Genomic DNA, 16570 nt, shown 5'->3' with positions numbered 1-16570 from the left:
CACTCTCCCTCTCGCGGTACGCGACTGCACGCCGGGCTCGACCGCCGCCGCACGAAGGTACCGCGCTTTTTTCGCCCCCTCCGCCCGGAGCCCCAGGTACGGGACGGGCAGGGGCGGAGGGGGCGAAGAAACGCCTTTGGGTTACGAGTGGCCCAGCTCGGCCGAGGACTCGTCCGCGGTGATCGAGACCAACCCGGAATCCGGGGAGGGCCGCAGGGGGAACGGGTCCACGCGGGTTTCGTCGATCACCGGCGGAGCAGGCCGCGGAGGCTTCGGCATGACCGCAGCCTCCGAGTGCCCACCGCACCCGTACGAGAGAGAGACAACATGCCCGTCCGCGGGCGAGAACTCATTGGCACAGACACCGAACGCCTGCCCGAGCGACCCCCCGATGGGGTTCAGGAACCCACAGCTGACGCACGTCGCCGGCGCGGCCTGCGCCATCGCGGTCTTCGCCCCGTACGACTCCTCCCAGCGATCGGCGGCGACATGCAGGCCGTAGCGGGACAGGACACGAGCCCGCCGCAGGCCCAGCTCCTCGGCCACCGCCGCGATCGAGCCCCGCCGGGGCGCCACCGGCAGATGCGCGGGCGTCCCGGCGGTGACCTCCGCGTCCTCCGCCTCCACCAGCTCGGCCATGTCGTGGGAGACCGCGGAGTTCGGCGCGGGCTCGTCCTCACCGGAGAAACCGGGCTCCAGCCGCAGATCCTCGGCGTCGGTGGGCAGCAGGTCGCCCGGCCCCATGTCGCCGGGCCGCAGCCGCTCGCTCCACGGCACCCACTCGGGGGCGAGCAGCGCGTCGGGCCCGGGCAGCAGCACCGTCTCGTCGATCGTGACGAACTTCGCGCGGGAGGCGCGGGCGACGGTCACGGCCCAGCGCCACCCCCGGTACCCCGGCTCGCTGCACTCGAAGAAGTGCGTGACAACGCGGTCCCCCTCGGAGACCAGCCCCACGTGCTCGCCGACGACGCCGGGGGCGGCGGCCTCCTCGGCGGCGGAGCGCGCGAGGTCGACGGCCTCGGCGCACAGGCGGTCGGGGATGCGGCTTCGCGTTGTCGCTGCGCTCACAGGTATCGCTTCTCTCCTACGCCGTCTCACGGGTGCGCCATTCCTCGGCGGGGGAGCGGACGGAGCGGACCGGTGGGCCGCGTCGACGTCCGCGCCCGATCGCGCTCGGGCGCACCTACACCATCCATTCTGCGGGATGGCCGAGAGGCGCGCGGCCGAGAACAATCGCCGCAGGCGCGTAACGCACGCTACCTTCTCCTGGCCCCTGGGCCCACACCGGCGGCCCTCTTCGCCGCTCCGCGGCGTCTTCTTCGGCGCTCCGCGCCGCTGTCTTCTGCCGCTCCGCGGCCGGCTCTCCGGCGCTCCGCGCCCGGCTCTTCGCCGCTCCGCGGCGTCCATCTTCGGCGCTCCGCGCCCCTGTCTTCCGCCGCTCCGCGGCTGGCTCTCCGGCGCTCCGCGCCGGAATGTGCCCACCCGCCCGCCCGTCTCGGTCGGCTGGGAAAGGGGCCGTCCATATTCTGGGTCGCGTCCCCCGCCGCGACCCGCACGCGCCCATACGCGCGGTAACCCCACTACGCACCCCTATCTCGGGGCACTATGACGGGGTGGCAGTGGGCGGGACCAAGCGAGGCAGCCGGAGTGGCGGATCGGGCCGGGTGAGCGGTTCCGTCCGTGCGGTCGGGCGTGCCCTGCACTTTCCGGTGACGGGAACGGCGCGCGGCATCCGCAAGGCGACCCACGCGCACGGAGCGGGCGAGTCAGGCCTCGGCAAGCTGATCGAACTGCACGCGGTGAACGGCGCCGGAGACGTCATGATCACCGTCGCCCTCGCCTCCACGGTCTTCTTCTCCGTCCCCACCGACGAGGCCCGCGGCCGCGTAGCGCTCTACCTCGTCATCACCATGGCGCCCTTCACGCTCCTCGCCCCCGTCATCGGCCCCCTCCTCGACCGCCTCCCCCACGGCCGCCGCGCCGCCATGGCGTGCGCAATGCTGGCCCGCGCCTTCCTCGCGCTGCTGCTCTCCGGCGCGGTCGTCACCGGCAGCATCGAGCTGTATCCGGCCGCACTGGGCGTCCTGGTCGCCTCGAAGGCGTACGGCGTCGTCCGCAGTGCCGTCGTGCCACGGCTCCTGCCCCCCGGGTTCTCCCTGGTGAAGGCGAACTCCCGGGTCACCCTCGGCGGCCTCCTGGCCACCGGGATCGCCGCCCCGATCGGGGCCGGACTCCAGGCGCTCGGCCCGCGCTACCCGCTCTACGGCGCCTTCGTGATCTTCATCGCCGGTACGTTCCTCTCCTTCTCCCTCCCCCACAAGGTCGACTCGGCCAAGGGCGAGGACAAGGCGCTGCTCGCCGCCGACGCGGAGCACCTGCACGGGCCGCACAAGAAGGTGCCGCGCCCGGGGCTGCGTACGGTCGGTACGGCCGTCACCCACGCGCTCGCCGCCAACGCCTCCCTGCGCTGCCTCTCCGGGTTCCTGATCTTCTTCCTCGCCTTCCTGCTGCGCGAGCACCCGCTCGCCGGCGAGAGCGCGGCGGTCTCGCTCGGGATAGTGGCCGTCGCTGCGGGCGCGGGCAACGCGCTCGGTACGGCGGTCGGAGCGTGGCTGAAATCGCGCGCTCCCGAGCTCATCATCGTGACGGTGGTGGCGTTCGTGCTTGGGGCCGCGATCACGGCGGCGTTGTTCTTCGGCGCGTTCCTCGTGGCCTGCCTGGCGGCCGTCGCCGGGTTCGCGCAGGCCCTCGCCAAGCTGTCCCTGGACGCGCTGATCCAGCGGGACGTCCCCGAACTCGTCCGTACGTCCGCCTTCGCCCGTTCCGAGACGCTGCTGCAGGTGGCCTGGGTCCTCGGCGGCGCCATCGGCATCGTGCTGCCGCTCAACGGCACGCTCGGACTGTCCGTGGCCGCCGCGATCGTCGCCGCGGGGTGGCTGACGACCGTACGGGGGCTGCTCAGCACGGCCCGGCACGGAGGGCACGTCCGGCAGCGGGTGGCGTAGGTCCTGCCGTCGAACTCCCGCCCGCCCGGCCGTCGGGGACCGCCCGCGCCGCCGCACGGCCGACGCGGGGTCGGGTACGGCACGCCGTACCCCACGTGGGGGATGTGCTGGACACGCCCGATAGCCTTCGACCATGACCTCCCTGCCCCGCGGCAGAGCCGCTAATGGATTCAGCGGGCGCCGCCGTCGCGCCGTCGCCGCTCTCGGCGCCGTTTCCGCCGGACTTCTCGTCCTGTCCGCCTGTGACAAGCCGACGCCGGTGGCCACCATCACGGTCGGCGACAACTCGGTGAGCTCCGAGACCGACTGCTACAACGACGGCGAGGAGGTGAAGGCCGCGGATCTGGCCAAGTGCCTGAAGTCCAAGGACATCGAGTCCATCAAGGTCGACCCCGACGAGACCGTGCGGTTCGGCGTCGACCCGGCGATCGCGGACGAGGGCTGGACGATCCTGATGAACGGTCAGCCGCTGACCGACTCCAGCAAGAAGACGTACCGCACGATTCCGGGCAGCGTGTTCTTCAACGCCCAGTACGGCGCCAGTGGCGACTCCACGCTCGTCTCCATCAAGGAGGGCGAGAAGACGGTGACCGGCCTGTGGTCGTTCAAGCTCAAGAAGGACGCCTGATCGCTGCCGCTGGGCTGCGGGTGCTGGTGGCCACCGCGGTTTCCCTTGAGCGGGAGGCGGTGGCCGGGGCGTTTGCCGTCCCCGTTGAAGAGGTGCCGCTTCCCGGGGCCGCCCTGGGGCGGCTGCCCCTGCGCCCCGCTACATCGGCACCCGGCGCTGCAGGCTGTGCCCACCCTCCCCCACTCTCGGCTTCTCCCCCACTCTCGGCTTCGCTCGAGCGGGGGGACCCCCATGAGCGGGGGGACCCCCATCGCCCTGCGGGACGATTGGCCACAGCGGAAACCGCCGGGACCCTCGATCTTCTCGTCGCCGGCGTCGGGCCTGCCCATGCCGCCGCTTCCACCGCCACCGCCCTCACGGCTGCCGCCCTCGCGGGGGACCCGTACGACCTCGTCGTCTCGGCCGGGATCGGTGGCGGTTTTCAGCCGGACGCCGCCGTCGGGTCGCTCGTCGTCGCGGACGAGATCGTCGTGGCGGATCTGGGCGCGGACACCGCGGAGGGGTTCGTGCCGGTCACCGAGCTCGGCTTCGGGGCCGTCAGTCACCGTCCACCGGAATCACTCGTACGAGAGGTCGCGGCGGCCACGGGTGGACGCACCGGCACGGTCCTCACCGTCTCCACCGTGACCGGCACCGCCGCCCGCGCCGCCGAGCTGCGCGCACGTCACCCCCGTGCCCTCGCCGAGGCGATGGAGGGGTTCGGGGTCGCCGAGGCGGCCGCGGCTCATGGGGTGCCCGTCCTCGAGCTCCGCGCGGTCTCCAACCCCGTCGGCCCGCGCGACCGCGCCGCATGGCGCATCGGCGACGCTCTCGCGGCTCTCACCGAGGGTTTCGGGAAGCTCGCACCCGTCCTGGAGAGTTGGAACCCACATGACCGCACGCACTGAGCCCGCTGAGCCCCTGCAGATCGCGTACTCGCCCTGCCCCAACGACACCTTCGTCTTCGACGCCTGGGTCCACGGCCGGGTGCCCGGCGCGCCCGCGCTCGACGTCACCTTCGCGGACATCGACATCACCAACGGCATGGCCGAGCGCGGCGAGTTCGATGTGCTGAAGGTGTCGTACGCCGTGCTGCCGTACGTCCTCGACGAGTACGCGCTGCTGCCCTGCGGCGGCGCGCTGGGGCGGGGCTGCGGCCCGCTGGTCCTCACCCTCCCCCACTCTCGGCTTCGCTCGGGGGGGACCCCCATGGCCGGCGCGGACCTCACCGGGCGCAGGGTCGCCGTGCCGAGCGAGCGGTCGACGGCGTACCTGCTCTTCCGGCTGTGGGCCGCGGACACGCTCGCGGGCCGGGTCGACGAGATCGTGGTCATGCCGTTCCACGAGATCATGCCGGCCGTGCGGGACGGGGAGGTCGACGCGGGACTCGTCATCCACGAGGCGCGCTTCACGTACCAGAACTACGGGCTGCACAAGCTCGCCGACATGGGTGAACACTGGGAGCGGACGACCGGGCTGCCCATCCCGCTGGGCGCGATCATCGCCAAGCGCTCGCTGGGCGAGGACACGCTGAAGCTGCTCGCCGAGTCGGCCCGCGCCTCGGTACGGGCCGCCTGGGACGATCCCGAGGCCTCCCGTCCGTACGTCCTGGAACACGCCCAGGAGATGGACCCGAAGGTCGCCGACCAGCACATCGGCCTGTACGTCAACGAGTTCACGGCGGACCTCGGCGACGACGGCTACGCGGCGATCCGGGGGCTGCTCACCCGCGCGGCGGCCGAAGGGCTGGTTCCGCCCCTCGGCCCGGACGCGCTGAACTTCCCCTAGATACGAGCCATACGTCTGGATACGGGCCAAACGTCTGGATCGGCGGATACAGGCTATACGTCGAGCTGGTCGGCGACCGCTCGCAGCAGGCCCGCGATCTTCTTGCCGGAGGCCTTGTCGGGGTAACGGCCCTTCTCCAGCATCGGCGTGATGTTCTCGAGGAGGGTCGTCAGGTCCTGGACGATAGAGGCCAGTTCGTCCGGCTTGCGGCGCTGCGCGGCCGCGACGGAGGGCGTCGGGTCCAGGAGAGTCACCGAAAGCGCCTGGTCGCCGCGCTGACCGGCGACAACGCCGAACTCCACGCGCTGCCCTGGCTTGAGGGCGTCGACTCCGGCGGGCAGGACCGAGGAATGAACGAAGACATCACCGCCGTCGTCGCGGGAGAGAAAGCCGAAGCCCTTCTCGCTGTTGAACCACTTGACCTTGCCGGTAGGCACGTCTGTCCTCGTCCTCGTACTCGTCGGAAACTGCTCTGAAAACTGCTCGGGCGGTTGCCTGGCAACTGCCCGTAAAACGGCTCTGGATAGCACTACAGCGGGTCGTCGGGACCCGCCGGTACCAAGGCTAATGGTCCGGCGGCTGGTGACAAGACGTCGCTGGATTGTTCCTCCGCGCTGGGAACTACCCTGGTCCGGTGCGTGACAAAACCCAAGCGAATTCCACGGAAGCCGGTGACCGGCTGATCCGTGCCGGTGTCATCGTGTTCTTCGTCGGAGCCGTGGCCACTCTGGTCACCGTGGCACCACTGCTGCTCGGAACGACTCCCTTTCCGACCTACATGTTCGGCTTGAGCATGCTCATGGGTGTCGGATTCCTGTTGGCCGGAGCCGGAGTGCTCCAGTCGATCGCGGAGGGCCGCCGCCGGGCGCGCGCCGCGCGGTCCTGACGCGGATCGGACGCGGTCCCGACGCGGATCCGGCGAGCGGCCCCTCGCGGGCTACCGGTAGCTCTCCAGCCATGCCGGGAACTCCGTGAGATCGGCGAGGACGACATGCGCGCCCGCCGCGCGCAGTTCCTCGGCGTCGCACGGCCCGGTGGCCACGGCGACGGAGTACGCCTCCGCCGTACGGGCGCCGCGTACGTCGCCGGTGTGGTCGCCGACGTACACGCTCGCGCCGTGCTCGCGCAGCGCCACCGCCTTCTGCTCGGCCCACAGGTCGCCGATGACCGCGTCTGCGTCGATGCGCAGGTACTCCAGGTGGAGCTTGGCGTTCGGCTCGAACTTGGCGGTGACGACGATCGCGCGCCCGCCGGCCGCCTGGACGGCCGCTATCGCCTCGCGGGCGCCGGGCATCGCGGGCGTCGCGGCGATGGCGATCGTCGGGTACATCTCGCGGTAGAGATCGCCCACGGCCTCGACCTGGTCTGCCGGGAACCAGTTGATCAGCTCCTCCTCGAGCGGCGGGCCAAGGCGCGTGATCGCCAGGTCGGCGTCGATGTACGTCCCCGTCCGCTCGGAAAGCGCCTGGTAGCAGGCGCGAATGCCGGGGCGGGAGTCGATGAGGGTCATGTCGAGGTCGAAGCCGACGGTGAGCGCGTGCGAAGTCATATGGGCCATTGTGCCCAGCAGCTCCCCCAGCCAGGCCCGGCACCCATGTGACCTTCCACCCGTGCGGCCTGACGCCCCGCGTGACCTCCCTACTGCGTGGCCCGCCACCCGTGACATTGCCACTGCGGTCCGTCACCCGTGACCATGCCGCCGCGGTCCGTCACCCGCGCCCTGTCGCCCGCGCCCTTGCTACCCGTACCGCCGCCCGGGGCGCTTGCCACCCGTGGCACGGTCTGCCGCCCGCGGACCTGCCCACCGGGCGGGCCGTCGCCCGGAGCGCTGCCACCCGCCTGCCCCGGCTACCGCTGTCTCTGTGAGCGCCACACCAGGTACAGGGCGGAGGCCACCGCCGCGGCTCGGACGACCCAGGGCCAGGTTTCGGCGAGGGCGTCGTTCATGTGGCCCTGGGGGATGGGGGCGCCCCAGCGGCCGTTTGTGCGGCCCCACAGCCAGACGATGCCGGACGTGGCGGCGAGGCCCGGCAGGACGAGGACCGCCCACTTCGACTCGGCGGGGGTCAGCCGACGGGAGCCGTAGGCGATGAGCCACCCGAGGATGAGGGCGAACCAGTTGCCGAGGGCTGCGCCCGCGACGAGGAGTGCGGCGGCGAGCAGGAGGAGGGGGTTGTGCCAGTCGCTGCGGCTGGGGAAGCGCCGGCGTTGGGCCCGCTCGACGCCCGCCTCGGCCTCCGGCTCCTTCGTCTTCGTCTTGCTCTTCGCCTTCGCCGGTACGGCGTCCTTCGGCGGCTTCGCTCCCTCGTCGGGCTTCCCGGGCTTCTCGGGCCCCTCCTGCGGCGGCGGCTTGAGGAGCTCGGGGATCTCGATGCCTCCGGTGAACCCCGGCACGCTGTCCCCGACATCGAGCGGGCTGCTGTCCACGCGCCACCAGTCCGGCTGCGTGGCGCTGTCGCCCAGCTCGGCGGCGCTCGCGAGGTGCGGCGGGGACGGGGCGTCGGCGTGCTCGGTGGGTTCCGGCTCCGCGGGGCGGGGTCTCGGGACGACGCGGCGCAGGCCCTTGGGGCGGGCCTCCGGTTCGGTGGCGCGCTGGGCGGGCACGGCGGCCCTGGTCTCCGGACCGGGCCCGGGCCCGGCGTCGCCGCCGCCCCGGCCCGCGGCCGCGACGATCTCGTCGGGGGTGCCGAGGCGGGCGAGGATGCGGCGGACGGCCGCAGGGCTGTCGACGGCCGTCTTCGCTCGGCGCCGGTCGATCTCGTTGCGCAGCTCCGACACCAGGCGCATCCGTGTCGCGGACGGCAGCTGGCGCTGCTGGGCCAGGTCGCCGACGCGGCTCAGGTAGTCGAAGACGAGCTGGTCGCTCTCAATCCCCACGAAGTCCCCTCCGGGGCCGGTGCGTTGGATACCCCGTGGTGACGAAGGTACCGGGTTTTTCGCCCCCTCCGCCCCTGCCCGTCCCGTACCTGGGGCCCGCGGCGCAGCCGCTGATTGATGCAGCGCCCGCCAGACCCCCCTTGTCGCGCTTCGCGCTCGTCCTCAAACGCCGGACGGGCTGAACCCCTCAAGCGCCGGACGGACGGAAGAACCCGCTACCGTTGACAGGATGAGCACCGAGACCGCGGCTCCGCGTTCCCTGGCGGAAGCCCTCCGCGCGCGGGACGACGCCTCACTGTCCGCGCTGCTTCGTTCCCGCCCGGACCTGATCACCCCCGTTCCCACGGACCTCACCCAGCTGGCCACCCGTGCGGGCACCCGCGCCTCGGTCGTACGCGCCCTGGAGCGCCTGGACCGCTTCGCCCTGCAGACGGCGGAGGCCCTGGCCGTGGCGCCGGACCCGGCGACGTACGACGAACTGCTCGGCCTGATGGCGGGAGACGAGGGCGACCCGGCGGTCACGGCGGCGTTCCCGCGCGCGCTCGGAACGCTCCGCGAGCAGGCGCTCGTCTGGGGCCCCGACGACCGCCTCCGCCTGGTGCGCACCGCACGGGAGCTGCTCGCGCCGTCCGCGCAGCACCCGTCCCCGACGGGCCTGGGACCGACGGTCGCGGAGGCCACGGCGGGCATGTCCCCGGGCCGTATCCAGGAGATCGTGACCGCCGCCGGCCTGCCGACGACGCACGACTCGGTATCGGCCGTGGCGTCCCTCACCGGGTGCTTCACGGACCGTAAGGCGATGGCGGCACTCCTCGCAGGCGCCCCCGCCGAGTCGCTGGACGTGCTGTCCCGGCTGGTGTGGGGGCCGCCGTACGGCCAGGTGACGGCCGACCCGGCGCGCCATCTGCGGTGGCTGATCGACCGCGGGCTGCTGCTGCCGACGGCGCCCGGCACGGTCGTACTGCCGCGGGAGGTCGCCCTGCATCTGCGGGCGGGCCGCGCGCACCGGGCGACGGAGCCGGTGCCGCCGGCGGTCGAGCCTGCGGCGACGCACCGTCCACAGGTTGTGGACGCCGCGGCGGCCGGCCAGGCGTACACGGCTCTGGCGACGATCGAGGAGCTGCTCAAGGACTGGCACGAGGGCGGTCCGGCCATGTTGCGCGCGGGCGGGCTGAGCGTGCGGGATCTGAAGCGGACGGCGGTGGCGCTGGACGCGGCGGAGCCGGTGGCCGCGTTCTGGGTGGAACTCGCCTACGCGGCGGGCCTGTTGGCTGCGGACGGCGAGGCCGACGAGCGGTACGCGGCGACGCCCGTGTACGACGAGTGGCTGGAGCTGCCCGCCGCCGAGCGCTGGACGTGGCTCGCCTCGGCGTGGCTGGCCGCGACGCGCACGGCGGGCCTGGTCGGCGGCCGTGACGCCAAGGACCGTACGCTCGCGGCGCTGGGCCCGGGCCTGGACCGTTCCGCGGCCCCCGAGGTCCGCCACCGGGTCCTCGCCCTCCTCGCCGCACTCCCCGAGGGCGCCTCCGCCACCCCGGACTCGCTCCTGGCCCGCCTCCACTGGGAGCGCCCCCTGCGAGGCGCCCAGCCCGCCACGGACGACCTGCGCAGCCGCCTGGCCCGGTGGACCCTGTCCGAGGCGGAGCTGCTGGGGATCACGGGCCGTGGTGCGCTGTCCGCGCAGGGCCGGGCGCTGCTGGGCTTCCCGCCGGCGGCCGCGACCGCCCAGGACGCCGCGTCCGCGGGGCCCGGCGACAAGCTCCCCGTCCACCATCGGCACCACCCCGTCCCCGAGGCCGCGCGCTCCCCCGCCGAGCAGGCCGCGGCCGCCGCCCAGGCAGCCCGCCTCCTGGCCCCGCTCCTCCCGGAGCCGCTGGACCACGTCCTCCTCCAGGCGGACCTGACCGCGGTGGCGCCGGGCCCTCTGGAGCGCCCCCTGGCCGACACGCTCGGCGTCCTCGCGGACGTGGAGTCGAAGGGCGGGGCGACGGTCTACCGCTTCACGCCCGGTTCGGTACGACGTGCGCTCGACGCGGGCCGCTCGGCCTCGGACCTGCACGCGTTCCTCACCGCCCACTCCCGCACGCCGGTCCCGCAGCCGCTCGCGTACCTGATCGACGACGTGGCCCGCCGACACGGCCACCTGCGCATCGGCGCGGCATCGGCGTACGTCCGCTGCGACGACGATGCGCTGCTGAACGAGATCCTCGCCGACAAGCGCTCGCAAGGCCTCCGGCTCCGCCGACTGGCCCCCACCGTGCTGGCCGCCCAGGCCGACCCGGCGACCCTCCTCGAAGGCCTGCGCGCCATGGGCTTCGCACCCGCCGCCGAAAGCGCGGAGGGCGACGTCCTGATCACCCGCGCCCACGCCCACCGCACGCCGCCCCGCAGCGCCCCCGAACCCGTCCCGGACGGCCCCCCGGTCCCCGACGCCACCCTCCTCGGCGCCGCGATCCACGCCATCCGCGCCGGCGACCTGGCCTCCACGACCCCCCGCAAACCGACCGCCCCCTCCGCCAACGGCGACCTCCCGCGCACCACCTCCGCCGAGACCCTCGCCACCATGCAGACCGCCGTCCTCACCGGCGAGTCCCTGTGGATCGGGTACGTCAACGCCGAGGGCACCGCCACCCAGCGCGTCATCGCCCCCATCCGTGTCGAGGGCGGCTTCGTCACGGCGTACGACCACACCGCGGACGAGGTCCGTACGTATCCGTTGCACCGGGTGACGGGCGTGGCGGAGCTGGCGGACGACCAGTCATGATCACCGCTTCTTGAGGCACACTGGACGTTTGGCCGAGCATCCGCGCCGGGTGCCGGTGCGCAGAAAGGGACACGTGTGAACGGACCCCTCATCGTCCAGTCCGACAAGACACTCCTGCTCGAGGTCGATCACGAGCTGGCCGACGCCTGCCGTCGGGCCATCGCGCCGTTCGCGGAGCTGGAGCGCGCGCCCGAGCACATCCACACCTACCGGGTGACGCCGCTGGGGCTGTGGAACGCGCGGGCCGCGGGGCACGACGCGGAACAGGTCGTGGACGCGCTCGTGCAGTTCAGCCGGTACCCCGTGCCGCACGCGCTGCTCGTCGACATCGCCGAGACCATGGACCGGTACGGGCGGCTCACGCTGAGCAAGCATCCGGCGCACGGTCTTGTCCTGACGAGCACCGACCGGCCTGTGCTCGAAGAGGTGCTGCGGTCCAAGCGGATCGCGCCGCTCGTCGGCGCGCGCATCGATCCCGACACCGTCGCCGTGCACCCGTCCGAGCGCGGGCAGATCAAGCAGACGCTGCTGAAGCTGGGCTGGCCGGCCGAGGACCTCGCCGGGTACGTCGACGGCGAGGCGCATCGCATCGACCTGGCGGAGGACGGCTGGGCGCTGCGGCCGTACCAGAAGCAGGCCGTGGAGAACTTCTGGCACGGCGGGTCGGGTGTCGTCGTCCTCCCGTGCGGTGCCGGCAAGACGCTCGTCGGGGCCGGGGCCATGGCGCAGGCCAAGGCCACCACGCTCATCCTCGTCACCAACACCGTCTCGGCCCGGCAGTGGAAGCACGAACTGGTGAAGCGGACCTCGCTGACCGAGGACGAGATCGGTGAGTACAGCGGAACGAAGAAGGAGATCCGGCCCGTCACCATCGCCACCTACCAGGTGCTGACGACGAAGCGGAAGGGCGTCTACCCGCATCTCGAGCTGTTCGACTCCCGTGACTGGGGGCTCATCGTCTACGACGAGGTGCATCTGCTGCCGGCTCCCGTCTTCAAGTTCACCGCCGATCTGCAGGCCCGGCGGCGGCTGGGGCTCACCGCCACCCTCGTCCGCGAGGACGGGCGCGAGTCTGACGTCTTCTCGCTGATCGGGCCGAAGCGGTTCGACGCGCCCTGGAAGGAGATCGAGGCGCAGGGGTACATCGCGCCCGCCGACTGTGTCGAAGTCCGGGTCAATCTGACCGACTCCGAGCGGCTCGCGTACGCCACCGCCGAGACCGAGGAGAAGTACCGCTACTGCGCGACCACCGACACCAAGCGGAAGGTCACCGAGGCGCTGGTACGCCGTTTCGCCGGGCAGCAGATCCTGGTCATCGGGCAGTACATCGACCAGCTCGACGAGCTGGGCGAGCACCTGAACGCGCCCGTCATCAAGGGCGAGACCTCCAACGCCCAGCGGGAGAGGCTCTTCGACGCCTTCCGGGAGGGGGAGATCTCCGTCCTCGTCGTGTCCAAGGTCGCGAACTTCTCCATCGACCTGCCCGAAGCGACGGTCGCCATCCAGGTGTCGGGAACCTTCGGGTCCCGGCAGGAGGAGGCCCAGCGGCTGGGGCGCGTGCTGCGGCCCAAGGCCGACGGCCACCAGGCGCACTTCTACTCCGTCGTCGCCCGCGACACCATCGACCAGGACTTCGCCGCCCACCGCCAGCGCTTCCTGGCGGAACAGGGGTACGCGTACCGGATCATGGACGCGGACGAGCTGCTGGCCGAGACCGACAGCTGAGCCAGGAGCCACAGCCCCAGCAGGGGGTACGGCGACGCCAACGGCTGCTGCCACCAGGGGAGTTGGAGATCCAGGTCGCCCTGGTGCGGGATCAGCCACAAGGTGCGGGCCGTGAAGAGCGCGGTCACCGCTGCGGCCAGGCGGAGGCGGCGTTCGGCGTACAGCACGGCGATCAGCGGTACGCACCACACCCAGTGGTGCGACCAGCTGATCGGCGAGACGAGGAGCGCCGTGAGGGCGGTGACGAGGATGCCCCGGCGGCGGCCGGTGCGGGCGCGGCTCGCCAGCCACATTCCCGCCAGCGCGACGGCCAGCGCGGGTACGGCCCACGCCGGGCCGGGCGCCGGGTCGCCCAGCGCACGGGCGATCAGGCCCTGAAGCGACTGGTTGTCGACGATCCAGGCCTTGCCGACGCGGTCGGTCTCGTACAGCCGCCTGGTCCAGAAGTCGACGCTCGCGGCGGGCAGCGCGAGCGCGCCCAGCAGGACGGTTCCCGCGAAGGCCGCCGTCGCCGCACCGGCTTCCCGCCGGCGGTTGGTGAGCAGCAGGTACGCGATGAAGACGGCGGGGGTCAGTTTCACTCCGGCCGCGATGCCGAGCGCGATGCCCTTGCCCCGGGTGCCCGGCGGCCGCGTCAGGTCCCAGAGGATCAGGCAGGCCACGGCGAGGTTGATCTGGCCGAAGAGGACGGTCTGGAAGACGGGTTCGAGCCACAGCGCGAGGGCGGTGGCGGCGCAGACGGCGGGCCGCGACATCGCGATGCCCGCGAGACGGCAGGAGAGCCGGACGAGCAGGGCCAGCAGGACTACGTTTCCGGCGACGAAGGCCAGCTTGAGAGCGACCGGCGGAATCCAGGCCGCCGGTACGAAGAGGAGCGCCGCGAAGGGCGGGTACGTGGCCGGAAGGTGCCACTCCGTCACGGTGAACGCGTAGAGATCCACACCGTTCAGTACGGCCGCGCCCTCGGCCCGGTAGACCAGCGTGTCGGCCATGGGAGCGCGGGTGACGACGCACAGGGCGGAGAAGGCGGCGAGGGAGAGGGCGAGCAGGAAGAACCGGGAGAACCGGGAGAATCGGCTGGCTTCGATGGGTGAAATGCCGGTCACTGTCCGTAGGGGCACGAAGTGACCCTATGTGCCGGGCAGGTTCGGCCCGGCGTACGGCTCACCGCCGCGCGCCGGTCGCCGTACGGCTCACCGCCGTCGTACGCCCGCTTCCTCGCCGTACTCTCCGAGGATCACGACGCCGACGAAAGCCTCCGCGAACACCTTGACCGCGCGCAGGGCGTCGCCGAGGCGGTGGGGGTGGTGGGAGGAGGTGACGCCGGTCGCGCCGCTCGGCGCACCGGGGTGGACAGTGCCTGAGGTGAAGGTGGCTGCGCTCATATATCCATGGTGGAACCGTGCGCCCCGAATGGCGTCGGCCTCCGGACCGAACCTCCCGGCCGCCGCGTACGCCTGCGGGTCCCGCGCCGTACGCCTCGCGACGGACGCCGACCCCTAGGGTCCTGCGGGGTGCGTCCCTGAGGCCGCGGAAATCCGGTGGCCCCCGCTCCTGGGTCACCTAGAATCTCCGCTCTTGCCCGCCTCCCTGTCGCGGAGTGCGTCCCACCCGTCTCCCACCACCACCCTCAAACGAGGCCCTACGGGCCGCCCCTACTTGGCCGGCCGGAAACCGGACGGCATCCAGGAATCACCCACGAGGTGTCACGCACGCAGCAGGTCCCCGGAGGCAACCCCCGTGTCCACCCCGCCAGACGGCCCTTACGACCCCTACGACGCTCACGACCCCCTCTCCCGCGAGCGCACCCACCTCGCCCACTCCCGTTCCGCCCTGCGCGCGATGCGCGAGGACGTCGAGAACCTCGACATCAGCGACGTCACCGCGAACTGGGTGAACGCCGCGGTGCTCCAGCACCAGATCGACGAGCGCATCAAGGCGCTCGCCGACCTGAGCCACACCCCGCTGTTCTTCGGGCGCCTCGACTATCTGCACGCACCGGGCGCGGACAAGGCGGAGGGTGCGGAAGGCGAGCGCTTTTACATCGGGCGGCGGCATGTGCACGACGCCGAGGGCGACCCGATGGTCATCGACTGGCGCGCGCCGGTGTCGCAGCCGTTCTACCGGGCCTCGAAGAAGGACCCGATGGACGTCGGGCTGCGCCGCCGTTTCGGCTACACGGGCGGCGACCTCACGGCGTACGAGGACGAGCACCTGTCGGATCCGACCGAGGCGGCCACCAGCAAGCTGCTCCAGCAGGAGATCGAGCGCCCGCGCGTCGGCCCGATGCGCGACATCGTGGCGACCATCCAGCCGGAGCAGGACGAGATCGTACGCAGCGGGCTCGCCGGATCCGTCTGCGTGCAGGGAGGCCCCGGCACCGGAAAGACCGCCGTCGGTCTGCACCGGGTGGCGTATCTGCTGTACGCCCACCGGGAGCGGCTCGCCCGCACCGGCACCCTGGTCATCGGGCCGAACAAGTCCTTCCTGCACTACATCGAGCAGGTCCTCCCGGCTCTGGGCGAGCTGGAGGTCAAGCAGGCGACGGTCGACGATCTCGTCGCCCATGTCGAGGTGCGCGGGACGGATGACGCCGCTGCCGCCGTCATCAAGGGCGACGCCCGCATGGCCGAGGTGCTGCGCCGGGCCGTCCGCTCGCACGTGACCCCGCCCACCGAGCCGGTCATGGTGGTGCGCGGCTCGCGGCGCTGGCGCGTACCGGCGTACGAACTCGAGGAGATCGTGCGGGAGTTGCTGGACCGCGACATCCGGTACGGCGCCGCCCGCGACGCCCTTCCGCAGCGGATCGCGCACGCCGTACTGGTCCAGATGGAACGGTCCGGCGAGGCGCCGGACGACCGGGTGCAGGACGCCGTCGCCCGCAACACCGCCGTGAAGGCGGCGGTCAAGGCGATCTGGCCGCCCGTCGACCCCGCCAAACTCGTGCTGCGACTGCTCACCGACGCCGACTTCCTCGCCGTCCACGCGGAGGGGATCCTCGACGAGGACGAGCAGAAGAAGATGCTCTGGTCCAAGCCCGTACGGAGCGTGAAGTCCGCCAAGTGGTCGGCGGCGGACGCCGTGCTGATCGACGAGGCGACCGATCTCGTCCAGCGCACGCACTCCCTCGGGCATGTGGTGCTCGACGAGGCGCAGGACTTGTCGCCGATGCAGTACCGGGCGGTGGGGCGGCGCTGTACGACGGGATCGGCGACCGTGCTGGGGGATCTGGCGCAGGGTACGACGCCCTGGGCGACGCGGAGCTGGGACGAGGCGCTGGGCCATCTCGGGAAGGCCGACGCCGTGGTCGAAGAGCTGACGGCCGGTTTCCGCGTCCCCACCGACGTCATCACGTACGCGTCCCGGCTGCTGCCGCACATCGCGCCCGGTCTGACGCCGGTGGCGTCGGTGCGTGAGAACCCGGGTTTCTTCGAGGTGCGGGCGAGTGGGGCGGACGCCGACGTCGTGGGTGCCGTGCGGGAGTTGCTGGGCAACGAAGGGTCGGTCGGACTGATCGCCGCCGATGCCCGGATCCCTGCCCTCGCCGAGGCGCTGACGGCGGCCGGGCGGACGTACCTCGGCCCGGGCGAGGAGACGACGGCCGAGACCCGGCTCACCCTGGTGCCGGCCTCGCTCGCCAAGGGCCTCGAGTACGACTACGTGGTCCTCGACGAGCCGCAGGCCGTCGTCGACGGCGAACCGGACGAACGCACCGGCCTGCGCCGCCTGTATGTGGCCCTGACCCGTGCGGTCTCGGGCCTGATCGTCACGCACGCGGCGCCGCTGCCCGCCCAACTGGGCTGA

The 16570-nt window shown here is 72.4% G+C and carries 13 protein-coding genes and 1 pseudogene; 8 read left to right on the top strand and 6 right to left on the bottom strand.

Features of this window, described 5'->3' with window-relative positions; translation table 11 throughout:
- Positions 1 to 141: 141 nt before the first annotated feature.
- Positions 142 to 1068 (bottom strand): DUF3027 domain-containing protein, encoded by a 927-nt coding sequence (locus C4B68_RS22375; RefSeq protein WP_099503509.1) that lies wholly within the window; start codon positions 1066 to 1068, stop codon positions 142 to 144.
- Between the two features lie 596 nt (positions 1069 to 1664).
- On the opposite strand from C4B68_RS22375, the gene C4B68_RS22365 reads away from it, so the two are divergent.
- The 4 genes from C4B68_RS22365 (at position 1665) to C4B68_RS22350 (ending at position 5400) form a co-directional block, all read left to right on the top strand.
- On the top strand, positions 1665 to 3005 hold the full coding sequence (locus C4B68_RS22365; protein ID WP_099503511.1) for an MFS transporter: 1341 nt from the start codon (positions 1665 to 1667) through the stop codon (positions 3003 to 3005).
- Between the two features lie 133 nt (positions 3006 to 3138).
- Positions 3139 to 3633 carry a DUF2771 domain-containing protein gene (locus tag C4B68_RS22360; protein WP_099503513.1) on the top strand — a complete coding sequence of 165 codons (495 nt, stop codon included), beginning with the start codon at positions 3139 to 3141 and terminating at the stop codon, positions 3631 to 3633.
- Complete coding sequence (locus C4B68_RS22355; RefSeq protein ID WP_338059736.1) at positions 3603 to 4520, top strand: futalosine hydrolase; 918 nt, start codon at positions 3603 to 3605, stop codon at positions 4518 to 4520. The genes C4B68_RS22360 and C4B68_RS22355 overlap by 31 nt, the downstream gene beginning before the upstream one ends.
- Positions 4504 to 5400 (top strand): 1,4-dihydroxy-6-naphtoate synthase, encoded by an 897-nt coding sequence (locus tag C4B68_RS22350; protein ID WP_099503516.1) that lies wholly within the window; start codon positions 4504 to 4506, stop codon positions 5398 to 5400. The genes C4B68_RS22355 and C4B68_RS22350 overlap by 17 nt, the downstream gene beginning before the upstream one ends.
- Before the next feature lie 53 nt (positions 5401 to 5453).
- Here C4B68_RS22350 and C4B68_RS44105 read toward each other — a convergent pair whose 3' ends face one another.
- Complete coding sequence (locus tag C4B68_RS44105) at positions 5454 to 5837, bottom strand: cold-shock protein (protein ID WP_099503518.1); 384 nt, start codon at positions 5835 to 5837, stop codon at positions 5454 to 5456.
- Positions 5838 to 6034: 197 nt separating this feature from the next.
- Between C4B68_RS44105 and C4B68_RS22340 the strand changes: the two genes are divergently transcribed.
- Complete coding sequence (locus tag C4B68_RS22340; protein ID WP_099503520.1) at positions 6035 to 6286, top strand: hypothetical protein; 252 nt, start codon at positions 6035 to 6037, stop codon at positions 6284 to 6286.
- Positions 6287 to 6337: 51 nt separating this feature from the next.
- Here C4B68_RS22340 and C4B68_RS22335 read toward each other — a convergent pair whose 3' ends face one another.
- The gene (locus C4B68_RS22335) at positions 6338 to 6958 is read right to left on the bottom strand and encodes an HAD family hydrolase (protein WP_099503522.1); all 621 of its coding nucleotides are present in this window, start codon (positions 6956 to 6958) and stop codon (positions 6338 to 6340) included.
- A 290-nt stretch (positions 6959 to 7248) separates the two neighbouring features.
- A complete protein-coding gene (locus tag C4B68_RS22330; protein WP_099503523.1) occupies positions 7249 to 8277 on the bottom strand; it encodes a hypothetical protein in 1029 nt (342 codons plus the stop codon).
- 229 nt (positions 8278 to 8506) lie between these two features.
- On the opposite strand from C4B68_RS22330, the gene C4B68_RS22325 reads away from it, so the two are divergent.
- Together C4B68_RS22325 and C4B68_RS22320 are read left to right on the top strand one after the other, a co-directional pair.
- Positions 8507 to 11041 (top strand): helicase-associated domain-containing protein, encoded by a 2535-nt coding sequence (locus C4B68_RS22325; protein ID WP_099503525.1) that lies wholly within the window; start codon positions 8507 to 8509, stop codon positions 11039 to 11041.
- Positions 11042 to 11116: 75 nt separating this feature from the next.
- Positions 11117 to 12766: a DNA repair helicase XPB gene (locus tag C4B68_RS22320; protein WP_099503527.1), complete on the top strand. Its 1650-nt coding sequence runs from the start codon at positions 11117 to 11119 to the stop codon at positions 12764 to 12766.
- On the opposite strand, the pseudogene C4B68_RS22315 reads toward C4B68_RS22320, so the two are convergent.
- Positions 12748 to 13758 (bottom strand): annotated as a pseudogene (locus tag C4B68_RS22315) (glycosyltransferase 87 family protein); the annotation flags it as partial. The gene C4B68_RS22320 and the pseudogene C4B68_RS22315 sit on opposite strands and share 19 nt — an antisense overlap.
- A gap of 201 nt (positions 13759 to 13959) precedes the next feature.
- The gene (locus C4B68_RS22310) at positions 13960 to 14151 is read right to left on the bottom strand and encodes a hypothetical protein (RefSeq protein ID WP_099503529.1); all 192 of its coding nucleotides are present in this window, start codon (positions 14149 to 14151) and stop codon (positions 13960 to 13962) included.
- 355 nt (positions 14152 to 14506) lie between these two features.
- Here C4B68_RS22310 and C4B68_RS22305 point away from each other — a divergent pair, with 355 nt between their 5' ends.
- A complete protein-coding gene (locus C4B68_RS22305) occupies positions 14507 to 16570 on the top strand; it encodes a HelD family protein (RefSeq protein WP_099503531.1) in 2064 nt (687 codons plus the stop codon).

Source organism: Streptomyces dengpaensis (assembly GCF_002946835.1).
Taxonomy (GTDB): Bacteria; Actinomycetota; Actinomycetes; order Streptomycetales; family Streptomycetaceae; genus Streptomyces; species Streptomyces dengpaensis.
The sequence above is the reverse complement of the archived record's forward strand: the minus strand, read 5'-3'. Positions and strand labels throughout refer to the sequence as shown.